The sequence below is a fragment of the Labilibaculum filiforme genome, assembly GCF_002843315.1.
In the GTDB taxonomy this organism is placed as follows: domain Bacteria; phylum Bacteroidota; class Bacteroidia; order Bacteroidales; family Marinifilaceae; genus Labilibaculum; species Labilibaculum filiforme.
The window spans coordinates 37,972-57,909 of the sequence record NZ_MVDD01000005.1; the positions used below are offsets into that span (position 1 = coordinate 37,972).

18 protein-coding genes are annotated in these 19,938 nt (G+C 34.4%); 14 read left to right on the plus strand and 4 right to left on the minus strand.

Going from position 1 to position 19,938, the window contains the following annotated elements; all coding sequences use genetic code 11:
• Nucleotides 1-117: 117 nt before the first annotated feature.
• From BZG02_RS08345 to BZG02_RS08375, 7 genes are all read left to right on the plus strand, one after another.
• Nucleotides 118-363 carry a DUF4834 family protein gene (locus BZG02_RS08345; RefSeq protein ID WP_101260973.1) on the plus strand — a complete coding sequence of 82 codons (246 nt, stop codon included), beginning with the start codon at nt 118-120 and terminating at the stop codon, nt 361-363.
• Between the two features lie 183 nt (nt 364-546).
• On the plus strand, nt 547-2,100 hold the full coding sequence (locus BZG02_RS08350) for a glycine--tRNA ligase (protein WP_101260974.1): 1,554 nt from the start codon (nt 547-549) through the stop codon (nt 2,098-2,100).
• 1,108 nt (nt 2,101-3,208) lie between these two features.
• The gene (locus BZG02_RS08355; RefSeq protein WP_101260975.1) at nt 3,209-4,420 is read left to right on the plus strand and encodes a carcinine hydrolase/isopenicillin-N N-acyltransferase family protein; all 1,212 of its coding nucleotides are present in this window, start codon (nt 3,209-3,211) and stop codon (nt 4,418-4,420) included.
• A 184-nt stretch (nt 4,421-4,604) separates the two neighbouring features.
• Nucleotides 4,605-7,223, plus strand: coding sequence for a YfhO family protein (locus tag BZG02_RS08360; protein ID WP_101260976.1), 2,619 nt, complete (start codon nt 4,605-4,607; stop codon nt 7,221-7,223).
• Complete coding sequence (locus BZG02_RS08365) at nt 7,216-8,439, plus strand: CDP-glycerol glycerophosphotransferase family protein (RefSeq protein ID WP_101260977.1); 1,224 nt, start codon at nt 7,216-7,218, stop codon at nt 8,437-8,439. Before BZG02_RS08360 ends, BZG02_RS08365 begins: the two co-directional genes overlap by 8 nt.
• A 65-nt stretch (nt 8,440-8,504) precedes the next feature.
• Nucleotides 8,505-9,740 carry a CDP-glycerol glycerophosphotransferase family protein gene (locus tag BZG02_RS08370; RefSeq protein ID WP_101260978.1) on the plus strand — a complete coding sequence of 412 codons (1,236 nt, stop codon included), beginning with the start codon at nt 8,505-8,507 and terminating at the stop codon, nt 9,738-9,740.
• 9 nt (nt 9,741-9,749) lie between these two features.
• Complete coding sequence (locus BZG02_RS08375) at nt 9,750-10,139, plus strand: FAD synthase family protein (protein WP_101260979.1); 390 nt, start codon at nt 9,750-9,752, stop codon at nt 10,137-10,139.
• Between the two features lie 62 nt (nt 10,140-10,201).
• On the opposite strand, the gene BZG02_RS08380 is transcribed toward BZG02_RS08375, so the two are convergent.
• Nucleotides 10,202-11,791 (minus strand): formylglycine-generating enzyme family protein, encoded by a 1,590-nt coding sequence (locus BZG02_RS08380; RefSeq protein WP_218972189.1) that lies wholly within the window; start codon nt 11,789-11,791, stop codon nt 10,202-10,204.
• Nucleotides 11,792-11,978: 187 nt separating this feature from the next.
• Nucleotides 11,979-13,451, minus strand: coding sequence for a lipopolysaccharide biosynthesis protein (locus tag BZG02_RS08385; protein WP_101260980.1), 1,473 nt, complete (start codon nt 13,449-13,451; stop codon nt 11,979-11,981).
• 189 nt (nt 13,452-13,640) lie between these two features.
• Between BZG02_RS08385 and BZG02_RS08390 the strand changes: the two genes are divergently transcribed.
• From BZG02_RS08390 to BZG02_RS08415, 6 genes are all read left to right on the plus strand, one after another.
• On the plus strand, nt 13,641-14,513 hold the full coding sequence (locus BZG02_RS08390) for a cell division protein FtsX (protein ID WP_101260981.1): 873 nt from the start codon (nt 13,641-13,643) through the stop codon (nt 14,511-14,513).
• A gap of 156 nt (nt 14,514-14,669) precedes the next feature.
• On the plus strand, nt 14,670-14,912 hold the full coding sequence (locus tag BZG02_RS08395) for a DUF3098 domain-containing protein (protein ID WP_101260982.1): 243 nt from the start codon (nt 14,670-14,672) through the stop codon (nt 14,910-14,912).
• A gap of 58 nt (nt 14,913-14,970) precedes the next feature.
• On the plus strand, nt 14,971-15,759 hold the full coding sequence (locus tag BZG02_RS08400; RefSeq protein WP_101260983.1) for an undecaprenyl-diphosphate phosphatase: 789 nt from the start codon (nt 14,971-14,973) through the stop codon (nt 15,757-15,759).
• A gap of 37 nt (nt 15,760-15,796) precedes the next feature.
• Nucleotides 15,797-16,501 carry a tRNA pseudouridine(55) synthase TruB gene (gene truB / locus BZG02_RS08405; RefSeq protein WP_101260984.1) on the plus strand — a complete coding sequence of 235 codons (705 nt, stop codon included), beginning with the start codon at nt 15,797-15,799 and terminating at the stop codon, nt 16,499-16,501.
• Between the two features lie 82 nt (nt 16,502-16,583).
• On the plus strand, nt 16,584-17,639 hold the full coding sequence (queA, locus tag BZG02_RS08410; protein WP_101260985.1) for a tRNA preQ1(34) S-adenosylmethionine ribosyltransferase-isomerase QueA: 1,056 nt from the start codon (nt 16,584-16,586) through the stop codon (nt 17,637-17,639).
• A gap of 126 nt (nt 17,640-17,765) precedes the next feature.
• Nucleotides 17,766-17,996, plus strand: coding sequence for an NINE protein (locus BZG02_RS08415; RefSeq protein ID WP_101260986.1), 231 nt, complete (start codon nt 17,766-17,768; stop codon nt 17,994-17,996).
• Nucleotides 17,997-18,047: 51 nt separating this feature from the next.
• Here the strand turns inward: BZG02_RS08415 and BZG02_RS08420 are convergent, their stop codons facing one another.
• Nucleotides 18,048-18,479, minus strand: coding sequence for a globin domain-containing protein (locus BZG02_RS08420; protein WP_101260987.1), 432 nt, complete (start codon nt 18,477-18,479; stop codon nt 18,048-18,050).
• Between the two features lie 104 nt (nt 18,480-18,583).
• Nucleotides 18,584-19,279, minus strand: coding sequence for a Crp/Fnr family transcriptional regulator (locus BZG02_RS08425; protein ID WP_101260988.1), 696 nt, complete (start codon nt 19,277-19,279; stop codon nt 18,584-18,586).
• 220 nt (nt 19,280-19,499) lie between these two features.
• Here BZG02_RS08425 and BZG02_RS08430 point away from each other — a divergent pair, with 220 nt between their 5' ends.
• Nucleotides 19,500-19,937: a NifB/NifX family molybdenum-iron cluster-binding protein gene (locus BZG02_RS08430; RefSeq protein WP_101260989.1), complete on the plus strand. Its 438-nt coding sequence runs from the start codon at nt 19,500-19,502 to the stop codon at nt 19,935-19,937.
• The last annotated feature ends 1 nt before the right edge of the window (nt 19,938 follow it).

The window sequence follows — 19,938 nt, forward strand, 5'->3', positions numbered from 1 at the left end:
TAATGAGCACGGAGTTGTAACGAAAAGCCCGTCTGCAGGAAAGGCGCAAAAGCAATTAGCGAAGAACAGCAGAAAAAAAAATGAAATGCTTATATTTGCCTTTCAAAACAAAAGAATATGGCATTAATAAGATTTATAATCATAGCAGTTGGTGTTTACTACATCCTAAAGTGGATATTGAAGGCAATATTCCCATTTTTGGTGCAAAAAACTTTCAGTAAAATGCAGGAACAGGCGAAACAACAGCAAAACCAACAAACTAAAAAAGAAGGTGAAATTACTATTGATAAAACATCGGGCAAAAAGGGCGATCCAAACAAAAAGGATGTGGGCGACTATGTTGACTATGAAGAATTGGATTAGTATGCCCTTACTACTTGCGATGAAAAATATCAAAATCGCTATTAAATAGCAGAATATAAAACCAGCGAATGGCTTTTTTTGTACTTTTGCAACTTGCTTATTGTTTGGAATTCTTGATTTTAACAGGAATTGCTTAGAATATCGAAAACCAAAATTTTTAACAAACCTCAAAATATAAGATTTATGGCTCAGGAAGATGTTTTCAAAAAACTGGTAGCTCATTGTAAAGAATACGGATTCGTGTTTCAATCATCGGAAATTTATGATGGCTTGAGTGCCGTATATGACTATGCGCAACTGGGTGTTGAATTGAAAAACAACATTAAAAAATACTGGTGGGATTCGATGGTGAAACTACACGAAAATGTAGTAGGTATTGATTCGGCTATTTTTATGCACCCTACTATTTGGAAAGCTTCGGGCCACGTGGATGCTTTTAACGATCCGTTGATTGACAATAAAGATTCGAAGAAACGTTACCGCGCGGATGTTTTAATTGAGGATTTGCTGGCCAAGTACGAAGGCAAAATGGACAAGGAAGTAGAGAAAGCAAAAAAGAAATTTGGCGAAAGTTTCGACGAAGCTCAGTTTCGTGCTACCAATCCTCGTGTGCTTGCAAATAAAGAAAAAATGGACGCTGTTCACGCTCGTTTCGTGGAGGCTTTGGATAAAAATGACTTGGACGAGTTAAAACAAATCATTGTTGACAATGAGATTGTTTGTCCGATTTCAGGTTCTAAAAACTGGACAGATGTTCGTCAGTTTAACTTGATGTTTTCTACAGATATGGGCTCTACTTCTGATGGAAGTAGTAAAATTTACCTTCGTCCCGAAACGGCTCAGGGTATTTTCGTAAACTACCTAAATGTTCAGAAAACAGGTCGTATGAAGATTCCTTTTGGAATTGCTCAAATTGGTAAAGCTTTCCGTAACGAGATTGTAGCCCGTCAGTTTATTTTCCGCATGCGTGAATTTGAACAAATGGAGCTTCAGTTCTTTGTTCGTCCGGGCGATGAAATGAAATGGTTTGATGCTTGGAAAGCAACGCGTATGAGCTGGCACAAGGCCCTTGGTTTTGGCGAAGAGAAATACCGTTTTCACGATCACGACAAATTAGCACACTACGCCAATGCTGCTACCGATGTGGAATTTAAATTCCCATTCGGATTTAAAGAGGTGGAGGGAATTCACTCTCGTACCGATTTCGATTTAAGTCAACACCAGGAATTTTCGGGTAAAAAAATTCAGTATTTCGATCCAGAATTAAACAAAAGCTATGTTCCTTATGTAGTTGAGACTTCGATTGGAGTAGATCGTATGTTCCTGCAAATTATGTCGGAAGCATATCAGGAAGAAAAAATTGAAAAAGAAGATGGTAAAGTTGATGAACGTATTGTTCTTCGTTTACCTCTTGCACTAGCTCCGGTTAAACTTTGCGTGATGCCATTGGTGAAAAAAGATGGTCTACCAGAGAAAGCCCGTGCAATTCTCGACGACCTTAAATTCGATTTCAACTGCCAGTACGACGAAAAAGACTCGATTGGTAAGCGTTACCGTCGTCAGGACGCTATTGGTACTCCTTTCTGTGTAACGGTCGATCATCAATCGTTAGAAGACAACATGGTAACCATTCGTCATCGCGACAGCATGGAGCAAGAGCGTGTTGAAATTTCTAAACTGTTTGCTATTGTTGAAGATCATGTAAGCATGAAAAAGTTGTTCAAACAATTAAAATAGATCAATTAGAAAAATGAGATTTTATCGAGGAGATAGTAGATTTATTTACAGGCTGTAAAAAATTACTCTGAACTTAATTAATCATTTAACAGATATATGAATGGCCATTCTCTTGAGGATGGCCATTTCTTTTACATAAACAATCACTACGAACCGGATAAATTTGCCTTTATATTATTTTCTTTCGTGCTTACAGCACTTCTTATTTTGATATTAATTGACTACTACCATATTAACATCCCTACGGGATTTTGAACAGCTCCAGAGGAGCGAGAATATGGTAGCTTACAAACAATCAACAAAAAAAAGCCCCGTAGGTGGCGATACAATATAAAAACAAGTGAAAAGAGTTCTTTGCGATTATTACAAGTCCAACTTACACAACATATTAGCATATTAATAGTTGCTATTTATTCATAATTATCTTTACATTTGTTCTACCCGAATTAACAATCATAAGTGCAATTATAGAAAAACGATCCGATTTGAAATCAAACATTATAAAATTACTCACCATTTGCCTAGTTGCAACAGCTTGCTACTTATTTCATAAGGAGGTAGTTGAAGGCTATCTTAAATTCAATCTCTTCATTTATGATGTACTCCTAAACTTCATATTTTTTATTGTTTTTGTAATTATTATCAACTCCTTTTTTTCGTTATTAACCCGAAAAAACAATGAAAAGAGAACAAACAACAAGCGTCGCTTCTAATTTAACAGGAAGAAATTTTTTAAGTTATTGAAATAGAGAAATGAGATTTAGGATGATTTACAGTCTGTAAATTACAAACTCAAAATTAACGGAGCGAATCCACTAAATAGATGTAAAATGTACACATACATCTCCCCCCTATCCGTTTACTACTTCCTTCTCAAGTTGAAATAATGCAAATTAACATCAAAACTCACCTTATAAAATAGTTCTTTTATATTTATAACTAACTCATAGACTGATACGTAAGGCTTATTTACAGTCAAAACTTGACTAGCTTAAAATTATTATTCATTGCTTCTTTCTTTGAGGTAATTTCAGTGATAAAGCTAGTTCATTCCTCATAATTATTAATTATTTTAGAGCCTCCTAATTACTAAATCACACACTAACCAATGAAAAATTTACTCAGCTTACTACTCATTATAATCGTATTCGGCTATCAAAGCATTGCTTGCACAACAGCAGTTATTTCGGGCAAATACACCAAAGATGGTCGTCCAATGATTTGGAAACTTCGCGATACAGAAAATTTCGAGAACAAACTGAACTATTTCACCGATGGAAAATACCCATATATCGGCATGATCAATTCCAATGATGAAAAGGGCGAGCAGGTTTGGGGCGGTTCCAATTCCGAAGGTTTTGCTATTATGAACAGCGCATCATTCAACGTAAACCTGACAGATACCACTTCTTTTAAGGATCAGGAAGGGCATTTTATGAAACTTGCACTTCAACAATGTGCTAATTTAGAGGAGTTTGAACAATTACTGAAAGACAGACCAAAACCAATGGGTTTAGCCGCTCATTTTGGTGTTTTAGATGCCGAAGGAAATGTCGCTTTTTATGAGGTTAACAATCAGACATTCACAAAATTTGATGCAAATGATCCAAGTCAGGCTCCCAACGGATATATATTGAGAACCAATTTCTCCTTTACCGGAAAAAAAGACATTGGATATGGTTTTATCCGCTTTCAAACTGCTCAGGATATCTTCTATCAGGCCGATGCTTGTGGAAATTTAAATGCTCAAAATATTATTCAGAATTTTTCGAGATGCCTAAAGCATGCTGTACTTCAAAAAGACTTCCGACAAGAATTTAAAAGCATTCCTTACGGAGATAACTTTATAAATTCCGATGATATGATTACCCGTCATGGTTCTTCCTCCATGATATTAATTGAAGGTATAAAAAAAGGCGAAGCTACTGATATGAATACCATTTGGACACAAATCGGCTTCCCGAATACCTCAATTGCTCTGCCAGTTTGGGTAAAAGGCGGACCTAATTTACCTGAAGTTTTAACAGCAGAAGGATCCGAAAATTGCACCCTGAATAAATTGGCCTTACATCTGAAACACAAGTGCTATCCAATTAGCCGATCGGCAGGCTACAAATATTTGAATGTTTCTGAATTAATCAACTCCAACAACACGGGAATTATTCAGCAATTGGAACTTTCTGAAAGGAAAATTTTTCAGAATACATTAGAGAAGGTAGATAAATGGCACAACAATGAACCAACTATAAAGGAAATTGAAGAGTATTATACTTGGCTAAGCGATTACACGAAACACAATTACGAATTATTAGAGCATTAAATCAACACAAAGTGCAAGAACATTGATTCTTGTAAAATATTAAGTGAAGCGCAGGGCAAAATGTTCTGTGCTTTTTGTATTTTAGGGGCTGAATTGAAAATTAATATTATTCATGATGAATTATGATTTGATTCACTCATAATTTATCCCCGATAACTATCAGGGTCCTAATTCATAACTTACTATGAGTTTTAAGTCGATATTTAAGTCTGCATTACCTCATCTGGTTTCTATTCTTATTTTTTTAAGCATTGCTTTTATTTACTTTCAACCAGCTTTAGAAGGTAAAGTATTAAAAAAAGGCGATTCAATTAATGCTTGGGGAGCCAAAAAAGAAATCATCGATTACCGAAATAAAACAGGAGAAAATGCCCTGTGGACTAACTCCATGTTTGGCGGAATGCCTTCCTATCATATTAATGTCGATTATCAGGCAAAAGACATGTCTGTTTTTAAGCAATTGATGGAATTCAACACACCTGATCCGGTGAAGTATCTGGTTTTGTACATGATTGGTTTTTACATTCTATTAATCAGCTTACGAGTGAATCCGTGGCTTTCTATTGCTGGTGCAATTGCCTATGCCTTCTCTACCTACTTTGTTATTATTATTGGCGCTGGTCACTTGTGGAAGGTAAATGCATTGGCTTTTATCCCTCCTGCCCTTGCCGGGATACTGCTGGTTTTTCGAGGAAAATATCTTTGGGGAGGATTACTGGCTACCTTCTTCCTAATCATGGAGTTGTACTCCAACCACATTCAGATGACCTACTACTTTGTTATCATGGTTATTTGTATCCTGATTTTTGAATTTTATTATCAGTTAAAACAAAAAAACTTAGCTCATTTTTTTAAAGCAGTTGGTGTACTTGCCATTGCCTCGATCATTGCGCTCGGCGTAAATTTTACCAACTTATATAATTCGTACGATTACACAAAATCAACCATACGTGCCAAATCGGAACTTACATTAGGCGATAAGGACAACAAAACTTCTGGAGTTGATAAAGACTATGGAACCCAATGGAGTTATGGCATTCAGGAAACCTTAAGTTTACTGATACCCAATGCAAAAGGTGGAGGTGGTTCTCCGCAGGAAGGCATGCAGGTATTGAATTATATTAACAGTGGCCAAATAAAAAGTGTTGGTGATTATTACGGCATGGAACAAGTAGATAATCATCATTATTGGGGAAATCAACCTTTTACAGTTGGTCCGGTTTACTTAGGTGCCATTATCCTATTTCTATTTGTTTTAGGTCTTTTTATTGTTGGCGGACGTTTAAAATGGGGATTACTTACAGCCACCATTTTGGCAATAATGCTCTCTTGGGGTCATAATTTTCAATTTTTAACGGGTCTTTTCTTCGATTATGCTCCGCTGTATAATAAATTTAGAGCTGTTTCCTCTATTTTGGTTATTGTAGAGCTCTGTGTTCCCCTACTAGCCATACTCGCACTCAAGAAAATTATTGAAGATCCGGAGGTTTTAAAACGTAAAATAGCTTTCTCCTCTATCCAATTAAATGTTCTAGTAATTCCATTTGTTTTAACAGGTGGACTTGCAATTTTGCTGTATCTACTTCCTACTTTTGGTCTGGATTTTATGAGCAAAATGGAACAAGGCTATTTCCAACAAATTGGTCAAGCCAATCCAACTGCTTTAGGTTTTATTAGTCAAATTCAAAACGATTTAATTGATGCTCGAATAGCAATTTTTAGAGCTGATGCGCTAAGAACAATTATTTTCATTGGTCTTGCAATAGTTGCCTTGTTTGTTTTCTACAAGAAATACATAAAATCAGAAATATTTATTGCGATTATTATCCTACTAATTGCTGTCGATTTGTATCCTGTAAACAAACGATTCACCACAAACGATAATTTTGTTGATAAGAAAGAATTGAATTTGGCCTATATGCCTACAATGGCTGATTATCAAATTCTTCAATCGGAAATTAACAACAATCCAAAATTACAGGATGTTGCAAAACAAGCTGTAACAGCATATACCAAAGAGCATCGGAAAGCCAGCGATTACGAAAAAGTAGCCGCTCAAATTTGGGCAGTAAGCTACAACAGTAATTATCGTGTTTTTGAAAAAGCAGGTTCTCCCTTCCAAAATGCACGAACTTCCTATTTCCACAAATCAATTGGTGGATATCATGGAGCCAAACTTCGACGAATTCAGGAATTGTACGATTATCATATCGAAAAAGGCAATACCAAAGTGCTAAATATGCTGAATGCTCGTTACTTTATCACTCAAGGGGAAGAAGGTTTAACAGCAGTTTACAATCCAGATGCACTAGGGAATGCATGGTTGGTTTCTTCGTACAAAATTGTAGCCAATTCGAACGAAGAAATTATGGCTTTGCATGCCTTTAATCCTTCGGAAGAAGTATTGGTTGATAAACGATTCGAGGATCAATTACAAAACCTAAATATTGTAGCCGATTCCTCCGCAGGAATAGTAATGACGAATTACTCTCCAAATGCAATCATCTACAATTACCAAGCAAATTCGGAGCAGGTGGCAGTCTTCTCGGAAATGTATTACCAACCAGGTTGGAATTCGTATATCGATGGAAAAGAAGCCAAACACTTTAGAGCCAACTATGTATTGAGAGCAATGCGATTACCTGCTGGAAAACACCAAATTGAATTCAAATTTGAGCCTAAAGGGTATTTTATTGGTGAGAAAATTTCAGTAAGTAGTATGATAGTTTTCTTCCTGCTTTTTGCTGGAGGAATAGTAGTTAGCATTAAAAATTTCAGAAAAGAAACCATTAAAAATGAGTAGTAAGTACACACGAACACAGCAGTTTTTCAATTTTATGCAGAAAATTGTCTTTTTGCATATTGTACTGTTTATTATGCGTTCGATCTATTTTATTTTGGAAAAATTGGTTCCAAAAGACAAGCGAATTGCTCTTTTCTTCCTGACCGAGAAGGTCTATTTCGACAATTCGAAATACTTGTTTGAATACATGCGCGAAAAAAATGATTTCAACAGCATTCTATTCACGCCATACAAATCTTTGTACCGTGAATTAAACATTAAATTTCCCGGAGAGGTAGTTTATTCCTGGTCCTTAAAAGGATTTTTTCTCTTTTTAAGAACCAAACATGTTATTCTTTCCTATGGAATTAGTGCAGCCGCTTTTAAACCGTACTATCTGCACGAAAACTGCAAAAACATCATCTATTTAGGACATGGAACACCTATGAAAAAGATGGCTTTGCAAACGCCTCCTTGGCGAAAATATGCCAAACACAAGCAATTGCAAAAATACAGTTACATGGCAGGCTGTTCTCCCTTGGAACAAATTATTCATGGCGCCGGATTTAATATAGATATGAACGATGTTTGGGTAAGTGGCTTGCCTCGTAATGATTATTTGCTTCAAGATATTAATTTGAGCCCTTCTTTACTGCTTGCAAATCCATTTCTCGATCGTAAAATAATTTTATACGCACCAACTTGGCGCGAAGAAGGCCATAAAACTCACTTTTTCCCTTTCGAGGATTTCGATGCAAAACAACTTTCTAATTTTCTAGAAAAAGAAGATGCCTATATTCTAGTTCGCGGACATAAGGAGGATATTAAACGAAAATCGCTTGAAAAAACCCATGATTTCTTTTCAATCGAAAGAGTAATAAAAGCAGATCAGGATCGATTCCCCGATGTGTATGATTTATTACCCTTCGTTGATATTTTGGTAACCGATTACTCCTCACTTTGGATTGACTATTTGCTATTGGATCGACCTATTATTTATTTACCTTACGATTTAGAAGAATACAAGCAATATAAAGGCTTTTTTATCGATTTCGATGAGAATACTCCGGGAGCAAAATCAAGTACACAAAAAGAATTTATAACGCATCTACAACGATATTTCGAGCAGACGCAAACCCATGCCAAATGGCGTAAAAAAATCCGAGATATGTATCACACTTATCAGGATGCCAATAGCTGTGAACGTGTGTTTCAGGAAATTAAGAAATTGAATTAATAATTAGTCCCGAAAGCTTTTGCAAAACTATTTACGTATTTAAACCATGATTTAAGGCTACAAAAATGAACTTAAATAAGCATTCTAAACCTATTATATTTCTTACCACCCTTTTGGGATGGATTTTTATTGTTCCAATCACCTACCTTATTCCAAAAAAAAAGAATCTAATGGTGCTTATGGGCGCAAAAGATGGTTTTTTTATTGATAATGTGAAATTTTTTTTCCTCTACTTATCCGAGAACGAAAAAGAGCAGGAATGCTATCTCCTAACTGCCAATAAAGAGACTTATGAAACACTTAAACCGGAATACTCCAATATTTTATATTACCCATCCGTAAAGGCATATTGGATCATACTTAGAACCAAGGTTTTTGTTGTAGATAATTTTTCATGGATGGATAACTGCCGATTTCAATTGTTCTGGCGAGCGAAAATTGTTCAAATCTGGCACGGAATCGGATTTAAAAAAATTCAACGCAGTAACAAATTCTTTATTCAGGAAACCAGCTCACTTTATCGTCGATTTATACTAAATTTTGTGGGTAAATTACCTATTTACAATGCGCTTATCTCAACCGGAGAATTCTTTACTGAGCAATTCTTTAAGCCGGCATTTATTTCCGATCACTTCATTAATACGGGATATCCTCGCAACGACATTATCGTAAACCCAAGCAAGTATAAGAATGCTTTAATTAACTCGGACGAGAAAACCATTAAAAAAGTAACTGAATTGCGTAAAAAAGGAATACAATCTATTTTGTATGCACCAACTTTTCGCGATACCGGTGGGGATGGTATTTCCGATGGAATTCTTGATCTGCAAAAGCTGAATGAATTCGCTATTGCTAATAATTTTGTTTTTATTTTCAAACTGCATCCGTTACCACAATACAAATCGATCAGCAACGAGTTTGATCGAATTATTTGGTACGATAACGTGAAAGATGTTTACCCTCTTTTACCAGTAATAGATGGAATGGTGAGCGATTACTCTTCCATTTACATGGATTATATTTTACTGAACAAACCCGTATTCTTCTTACTATATGATCGTGAAAAATACGAAACAAAAGATCGTGAACTGCATACTTTCTTTAACGATTTTATTGTTGGGCCAATTTCTACCACACAAGAAAAATTGGAGCACGATTTACTAAATACATTTACTAAAAATGATGATTTTGTGCGTGCAAGAACCGAAATCATCCAAAAATCATATCTCAATACAGACGATAACAGTTCGCAAAGAATTTTTAATTTCATTCAGGAACATTATCTTCGCAAGAATAAATAAATCAAAACTATGAAGCGAGTTATCACCTTTGGAACATTTGACCTTTTTCACATTGGACACTTACGTATTTTAGAACGCGCTAAAGCGGAAGGCGATTACTTAATTGTTGGTATCTCGACAGATGCTTTAAACTATTCTAAAAAACAGAAAAACCCTATTTATTCGGAAAAAGATCGTAAACGAATTATTGAAGCTTTAAAAGTAGTTGATGAAGTATTCTACGAAGAATCATTAGAATTAAAAGGAAATTACATCCAACAATTCAATGCTGACGTTTTGGTAATGGGAAACGACTGGGAAGGCCGATTTGATGAATTTAAATCGCTATGTGAGGTTAAATATTTAGAAAGAACTCCTTCTATTTCAACTACCGAAATAATCGAGATTATTAAAGAGTAATTTATAATTAAATTAATAAGCGATCGAATAATTCAATCGCTTATTAATTCTGTGTAAAAATCTTATTTTATAGAACGCACTACACGAATACCGTCGTCATTATTACTATCTTCAGGAAAATGAAATGAACGAAAAGCGGATCGGCAATAGATAAAATCACTGTTCCATCCACCTCCTCTTCTTACACGCTTTACACCATCTACGGAACCTGTAGGGTTTATTTGACTATCACTGCTGTAATCACCTAATCTATCAAAACACCACTCATATACATTACCACTCATATCGTGTATACCAAGTTCGTTAGCTTGTTTTTGTCCTACTGGATGAGTTTGATTTTCATCATTAAGAATATTCCATGCTACATCATCGTAAACATTACTACCACTGTAGGTAAAGGCATTACTACTATTCCCACCTTTTGCAGCAAATTCCCACTCCGCCTCGTAAGGTAATCTACCACCGGCCCATTTACAATAGGCGTTTGCACCATACCAAGTAATTTCATTAGCTGGACATTCATCTGAAGGGATCATACTGCTACCTTTAAAATAAAACCGACCAATAGAATATCCAACAGGACAGTCACTATCAGCCATGTCTATATATTGAATATTACCGAATTCATTATCATTATAAGTACCATCAGCATTGCAGCTTATGTCGTTAAGAAATTCGATAAATTGAATCTGTGTTACCTCGTACTTACTAATTTCAAAAGATCCAACTGTCACAGAATGTATAGGTTGCTCATTAGATTCTCCATCCATACTACCCATCTGAAATGTACCTCCCTCAACAGTAATAAATTCAACAGGCTTAACTTCAATATCTTCTACCAAAATAATTTTTAATGGTCCATTACTCCCATTACTATTATAATAGTTCAAAGAGTCATGCGAAAAAGAATAAGTATAAGTTTTATAACCGGTTTTAGAAATGGTCATATCATATGTAGAAACATCATCTCTTACACTAATGGTGTTAGTAATAGCTTCTATATCGCCCTCATATAATATCTTATCTTCATTTTTCAAAACTAAAGTTGCAGAGCTTAAATCCCAATTTTTAATCGTAGAATTATAAACAAATGCACTTAATGAAAAATCAAAAGTAGAAACCACATCAAAACTTATGGTTGAATATCCAAAATCACTTGGAGAACTAGTCCCAACACTTAAAACTTCTGGAACCAACTTTAATACCTCATCTTTCTTTACCTCAAAATTAATAGAAAGCGGACTTTCCACTAAATAAGCTTTTTTTGAACTGGCAAGAGGCGAGGCATAAACAACATTATTATCCTCATCCATTACAAGAAACTCAGTCAATAAATAATCTCCAACAAGCAAACTAATCGGACTGGCTATATAATAACCATTCATATTAAGTAATTGAATTTTTTCTTTGTTATAAATAACTTCTCCAGTCTTGTTAGTAATACTTACAATAACAGATGAAATTTTGTTTTCGGAGACTTTTAACGTAGAAAGCAATTCAGATTTCAACTCGCCATTTAGGATATTCATGGAGAATTCAACCTCACCTTTATCGGTACTTGTTTCTTTCTCAACATCTTCTTTACTGCAGGATACCGAAAGAAACAGCATCATAAAGATTACAACTAATTTAATTGAATGTACTCTGTTCATTTATTTACATTTAAAGTGTTTATATTTAGTAAATATAGAAACAATACTACATAATATACTTCAATGAAAACTAATTAGATTTAGAATAGATAATCATAAGGAGATAAGAAACAGAGGATGTGCCCTAATACCCAGCGAATGTATGTAATCGAATCTTTTTTTAGCTGAAAAATCAGAAGTTAAAATTTTATTTAACCCCTAATTTTTCCTTGACAAAACCATTAAAATCGTCCGATATTTTTAGGAAAAAAGTAAGTAGCACATAAATTCCTCCTACCAAAGTACTTCTTACAATGATATCAACTACATACCAATTCATTTTTGGCAACAGATAGCCAGAAAAATAAGCTAACAAAGCGATCAAAATCACCAGTAGGTATTTAAAATTAAAAGGTTGAAACTTGTACTTTTTCAATAGAAACAAATACTTCGACAAATTAAAAACAAAGGTTGAAAATAAGGAAGCAACAGCTGCTCCATTTATTCCCCAAAGTGGTATCATGATTAAATTGGTGGTAATTACCAAAAGACCATAAGCACCCATAAAGAGGGTTTGCATTTTGTAGTAAGGCGAGGTTTGAATTACAACTCCACTCACTCCTGAAAGCATCTGAATTACATTACCCAAACCAATAAAAAAGATAACATATTTCCCCTCAATAAATTTTTCTGTTACTATTTCTAGTACATTATCCACATTTACCCATATACCTATAAATAAAAGACTTCCAAGCATAAATTGATGCAATCCGCTCTGAGAGTAAATTTTTGCAATGCTTTTTAAATCGTTCTTTTTCCAGGTTTCAGCGAGTACTGTACTTGATATTTTTCGTAAGGATCGGGCAGGCATAGATACAAATACTCCAAAATAGGCCATAATACCATAAATTCCATTGGCTCCTAAACCAATATAACTCACAATCATAATTCGATCGATCTGATTTGCTAACTTGTCGCTCAGTCCATTTAATATCCCGAATAAAGACACACTAGTTATGGATTTTCGAAGTTCCGGAGTCACAAACTTCAGATTCGAAGCAAAAGAAATTTGTCCGCGCCACCAAAGTAAAATAAACAGGAAAACTGCTGGGGAACAATAAGCCAACACGTAGAAAAAAACGAATTGTGAGAAGTCAATCACCTTTAACCAAAACAGAAAAATAATGCTCATGTTCAGTACCTTAAACACAATATCCTGAAAAATAGTTCCCGAAACAGCGTCGTACATTACTCGGTTGTAACCATCGAACAAACTGAAAAAAAGAGTAAAAAATACTAAGGGAATTAAATAAACTAGATAATTGAGATATAAAGGAGAAGCTTCAGCATAAAGACTAACCGCTAATGGATGCAGCAAAAAGTAGAAAGTCAAAGAAATAAGAAACCCAACTATTCCCACCCAAAATAGAATAAAAAGATATCCATTGTGATTCCTATTTTCGTTTCGGAAATAAGGAAACAAACGACCAGTTACACTATTAAATCCTAAAGAAGAAAATTGTGCCGCAACGGTAGTAATCGCTCCCAACCATAAAATTAAACCAATCTGGTCCGGATCTAAAAAACGAGGAAATAAAATACCCGTATTTATTAGTCCTAAAATGGCGCCAAAATAGGAAACTACAGTTCCTTTTATGGTTTGTTGTCGAATGATTCCCACCGTGCTGTTGTGTATTAGATTTCGATTTGTTCACAAATTTAACAAAATTGATTTCTTGTGAAAGCATTTCAAATTCATATAAGTATGATATATTTTAATTGAAAAATCGTATTTTCGCATGACATACGGACAAATCCGGATAAGCATCTGATTAAATAGATCAGACAGAATTCTTTAATTTCATTTCAAATGGCATACAAAGAGAAAGGTACAAAACGAAGACTTCGCTCCTCCTACATAACATCGATAATAAGTATTTCATTGGTTCTTTTCATGTTAGGGCTTATGGGTTTGCTTATTTTAAATGCCAATCAGATATCCAATTATGTGAAAGAAAATATTGGAGTTTCGGTAATTTTAAAAGATAATATTAAAGAAGTAGAGATTCGTCGTCTGCAAAAAATATTAGATGCCAGTAACTATGTGAAAGCTACCGAATATGTTGATAAAGAAACTGCAGCCAAAGAATTCGAAAAAGAATTGGGCGAAGATTTTATTTCCTTTTTAGGTTATAACCCGCTTCGCGCATCGATAGATGTAAAACTATATGCTGGCTATGCCAACACAGATAGTATTGCGGTAATCGAAAAACAGTTACTAAAACAATCTCAGGTTCAGGAGGTTGCCTATCAGAAATCATTGGTACACTTGGTAAACGAAAATGTAAAAAGAATCAGTTTAATTATTCTAGCTTTTAGTGCTTTACTTTTTACAATCTCTTTTACACTAATCAACAACACCATCCGTTTGTCTATTTACTCGCAACGTTTTATCATTAACACCATGCAATTGGTTGGTGCTACCAGAGGGTTTATTCGAAGACCATTTATGGCAAAAACCTTACTACACGGAGTTATAGGTGCACTAATTGCCAACGCCATGCTATCGGGAGTAATATATCTTTCTCAAAAAGAATTGAGCCAAGTAATTAACTTTAGTAATGTTGAAATGATAGGTATTTTATTCCTTTTAATCTTGGCAATTGGACTTTTCATTACCTGGATATCTACCTTATTTGCTGTAAACAAATACTTGCGACTCGAATCCCGTTCGTTGTATTAAGCAGTTCTAATTTAAAATTTTAAACAGCGATTTGTATCGATACTAAAACAGATTAGCTCTTAATATTTAGGCACTTTTAACAAGTCAAGGCGCACATAAATACTTTTTTATTGTAAATTTGGCAACTAATTGTCAAAACAGACAAAATTTGAGAACATGAACAAAGAAGATAAAAAACTGGATTTTGCTCTTTCCAAAGAAAACTACCAACTTATTGTTATTGGTTTTGTGATTATTATAGTAGGATTTTTACTGATGATGGGCGGTGGATCGGATGATCCTAATGTATTCGATGAGAGTATTTTTAGTTTTAGAAGAATTACTTTAGCTCCGATGGTGGTATTGTTTGGTTTCGCTTTCGAAATTTATGCCATCATGAAAAAGCCTAAAGAACAATAAATATCTCCTTATTATTTATTTTCCGAAAACTTAAGCGGAAATATTCCTTTTACCTAGTATGAACTGGATTGAAGCCTTACTTTTAGGCTTACTGCAAGGATTAACCGAATTTTTGCCAGTAAGCAGCAGTGGTCATTTAGAAATTGGCAAAGCCTTATTGGGCATACATGCCGAAAACAATTTAGCATTTACCGTAGTTGTGCACGGAGCAACTGTTTTAAGTACCATTATTGTTTTTCGAAAAGAAATTCTAGAGCTTCTGAAAGGCCTTTTCAGCTTTCAGTGGAACGAATCAACTCAATACATCGCTAAAATTGCCCTTTCGATGATTCCAATCGGAATTGTTGGTGTGTTTTTTAAAGATCAGGTCGAAGAAATTTTTAATACCGATAAAATTTTACTTTTGGTAGGATTTATGCTACTAATAACTGCCACATTTCTAGCATTTACCTACTACGCAAAACAAAAAGAAAAAGAAATTTCATTTCGGGATGCCTTTATAATTGGAATGGCTCAAACTGTTGCAATTCTTCCAGGAATTTCTCGATCGGGAGCAACCATAGCTACCGGATTACTTTTAAAAAATAAGAAATCGGAAGTTGCAAAATTCTCCTTCTTAATGGTTTTAGTACCTATTATCGGAGAAAATATTTTAAGCATTTGTAAAGGCACTTACAGCGCACAAGGATCGGTAGAATTAATGCCTTTAGTAGTTGGTTTTATTGGTGCTTTCCTTTCTGGTTTGTTAGCCTGCAGCTGGATGATTAAATTGGTGAAAAAAGGGAAACTCATCTATTTTGCAATTTATTGTCTGATTATCGGACTAATTGCTATTTTTGCAGCCTAATTTTAAAACAGGGCTCTCCCGTTAAATCCGACACTAAATGATTCAATTTGAAACCGATAACGATTTCCAAGAAGGCGCTTTACTTCTTTTTAATAAGCCTTACGAATGGACTTCGTTTGATTTAGTAAATAAGATAAAGTATAAAATAAAGCATCAATTTCATTACAAGAAAGTAAAAGTTGGACATGCAGGAACACTCGATCCTTTAGCAACAGGCTTGTTAATTGTTTGCGTTGGAAAATACACTAAAAAAATAGATAGTTATCAATCTCAGGTGAAGGAATACATTGCCACTCTTAAATTAGGAGCAACAACCCCTTCCTTCGATTTAGAGACTGAAATTGATCAAACACATCCATTCCAGCATATCACTAAAGAACTGATTGATGAAACATTAAAAGGTTTTATCGGAGAAATACAGCAACGTCCTCCCGATTATTCGGCCGTAAAAATTAATGGAAAAAGAGCGTACGAATATGCCCGTAAAGGTCAGGAAATTGAGATAAAAAAGAAAACACTTGCCATTGATGAAATAGAGGTGCTTGAATTTGAAAAAGACATTCTAAAAATTAGAGTTGTTTGTAGTAAAGGAACCTATATAAGAGCACTTGCCCGTGATATTGGTCAAGAACTAAATAGTGGTGCACACTTAACAGCATTGGAAAGAACTAAAATCGGCGATTTTCACATTAAGGATGCACTTGAAATTGAAGATTTTATAAAATACTTAGAAAATTTATAACTATCTTGCGGTCTTTTCGTAAAAGGAAAAGCTTTACCATCGCCTATCAAAAAAAAATCCAATATAAAAGTCATTCAGCATTATGAAGTTATCGAAGTTTAAGTACAAATTACCAAGCGAACTTATTGCTTTACATCCAGCCTACAATAGAGATGAATCTCGCTTATTGGTGCTTCACAAAGATACAGGTAAGATCGAACACAAAATCTTCAAAGATCTTATCGAATATTTTGACAATGAAGACGTTATGGTTTTTAATAATACCAAAGTTTTCCCTGCAAGATTATCTGGAAACAAAGAAAAAACAGGAGCAGAAATTGAGGTATTCTTATTGCGCGAATTAAATCGCGAGCAAAGATTATGGGATGTATTAGTTGATCCTGCACGTAAAATTAGAATCGGTAACAAATTATATTTTGGCGATGATGATTTACTCGTTGCCGAAGTAATCGACAATACTACTTCTAGAGGAAGAACCCTTCGCTTTTTATTTGATGGACCTTATGAAGAATTTAAAGAAGCATTATATAGCCTAGGAAAAACACCTCTGCCAAGATCAATTATAGATCAACGTAAGGTGGAGCCTGAAGATGCTGAACGTTACCAAACAATTTTCGCAAAACACGAAGGTGCTGTTGCTGCACCTACTGCTGGAATGCACTTTAGCCGCGAATTAATGAAGCGTTTAGAAATTAAAGGAATCGATTTTGCTGAGGTTACTTTACACGTTGGTTTGGGTAATTTTAGAACTGTAGATGTTGAAGATTTAACCAAACACAAAATGGATTCGGAGCAGATCGAAATTAACGATTTGGCCGTTAAAAAAGTAAACAGAGGAAAGAAAAAGAAGAAAAATATTTGTGCCGTAGGTACTACTGTTGTTCGTACTTTAGAAACTTCTGTATCTACCCAAGGAACATTAAAACCATTTGAAGGATGGACAAATAAATTTATTTTCCCTCCCTACGAATTTAGCGTTCCCAATAGCATGGTTACCAATTTTCATTTGCCGCTTTCCACCTTACTAATGATGGTTTGTGCATTTGGAGGATACGATCAAGTAATGGCTGCTTATCAGGAAGCAATCAAAGAAAAATATCGTTTTGGAACTTATGGCGATGCAATGTTGATTATCTAATTGATAAAATACGATATAAAAAAAGCTGTTGAATATTATTTCAACAGCTTTTTTTTTATTAAACCAAACCGTTTCAATACAATAAATAATTATTAAATTCGTTGAAACCAATAATAATTATTCGATATGGAAAATCAAATTACGCTTCAAAAAAGTGACAAAAATTTTATTGCTACGCTGCTTTTATGCTTCTTTCTTGGAGGACTAGGTATTCACCGTTTTTACACTGGCAAAACAGGAACAGGCATACTAATGATACTAACCCTAGGTGGCTTTGGAATTTGGATCTTAATTGATCTTATAATGATTGCATTAGGAAGTTTTAAAGACAGCAATGGACTTTATGTAAAAGCATAAATCTGTTGAAAACACACACAAAAGAGAGATCAAATAATTTGATCTCTTTTTTTATGCTTCTGAATTTACCATCCAACTCGAAAATACATCCAGATAGTTCCAGAAAGAAAGAATCACCTCCTCGGGCACATCCAAGTCAGGCAATAGTTGTTGGTAGCTTTGCATCCAAACCAGACGAGCCTCTGCTGTAATTTTAAAATTAGCATGCCGGTTTACCAATTTAGGTGCTCCCCTATTCTGATTAAAATATTCTGGTCCGCCCAATACCTGAATAAAGAAGTCCGATGAACGAAGCTTTGCCTCTTCAAACTCCTCTCTATCTTGCGGAAATAAAGGGCTAAACTTACTTTTTCTCAACAATTCATAATGATCATCGACTAATTTCCGAATACCACTTTCTCCCAAATACTTTAAAAGATCCTTATTAGGCCTAGTTACTTCTGGTCTCGCCCCAAAAGGATAATCATTAATTTTTAATTCCATCTCGTTACTATTTACTCGTTGTTAGATAAAATTATTAGTTTTTATTAATTTACAAAACTTAAACAAGTAGATAAAAATACTTTCCTACCGAATTAATCTTACAATTAACCTCTCCTATTAATTTCTTCCAGTACTTTTATATCTGTGATTGTAATTCTTTTTCCATCCAAACAAATTATTCCTTCCTTCTCAAATTCTTTAATAAATTTGACTGCACTTTCCACACTTATCGATGCAAAATCAGCAATGTTTTGGCGAGTTAAATACTCATAAACATTGTCGTCTATAAACCGCTCGGAAGATAAATACAACAAAGCAGAAGCTAATTTTCCTCTCATTTGCTTGTAGGAGATATTTTGAATAATATCGATATACCTATTTTCATTATGGCAATTCTTGGAATTTATTTCCATTGCAAATTGAGGATTTCTCAACAATAACTCTTTTAACGCCTGCTTATCAATGATACAAATATTCGAATCTTTTAAAGCAATTGCAGAATAGAGATACGTGTCTTTCCCAAAAATGGAAGAAAAAGCAATTAAATCGCCCTTTTTAGCCAAACGAATATTTATCTGCTTGTTCTTATTCGTTTGCAAGTATACCCTCACCAAACCTTGGTTTACAAACAACACATGCGGAGCAAATGCACCTTGCTTAAAAACAGTTTCATCCTTAAAAAACTTAACCTGTTTTTTCTTTTCATTAATGATTTTTAAATCCGTAAGTCCCAGATTTTGAAAACAATCAACGTTTAACTCGTTATTTTCTTTACTATTATCAATCGCATTCAAAGTCATTCCGTTTTACTATTTTATTAGCTACAAATGTGCTAATCGTTAAAAAAAAGAATATCACTACTGAAAAGAGAATTATTATCTCGTTGCAAAAAAGTTATCAAATTTCAATTTTAATTACAGAATACTCCATTTCCTGTTTCTTGTTTTCGCATAAGACTCCTCGTATTTTTGCTTTGGTAAATTTATCAAGAATAAATAAGGATAACAATCTCTTTGCGCTATGAATAATTACAAAATAATATTTGCCTTTGCGGTTAGCCGAACCAATAAATTTGAAGCAAAACATTTTGGTGATGTAGATAAATATCTAATCTATGAATATTCTAACGAATCCTTTAATTTGGTTTCTCATCAAGTAAATAAGTATAAAAACCTCGATGAAAAACCCGTTCATGGTTCCATAAAAAAAGGAGATTCCATTATTAAACTTTTGCAAAAGAATCATGTTCAAGTTTTGGTATCCTTACAATTTGGGCGAAACATTACACTAATTAATAAACATTTTATTCCGGTGGCCATTCATAATTGCAATTCGGAAAATGTGTTTCAGGTTCTATCCAAACATATTAAATGGATTGCCGACGAACTAGAAATTAATCCTCCAGAATACCGGCTTTTCTCTATTAATCCGGGAGCTTTAAAAACTACGATAAAATAAA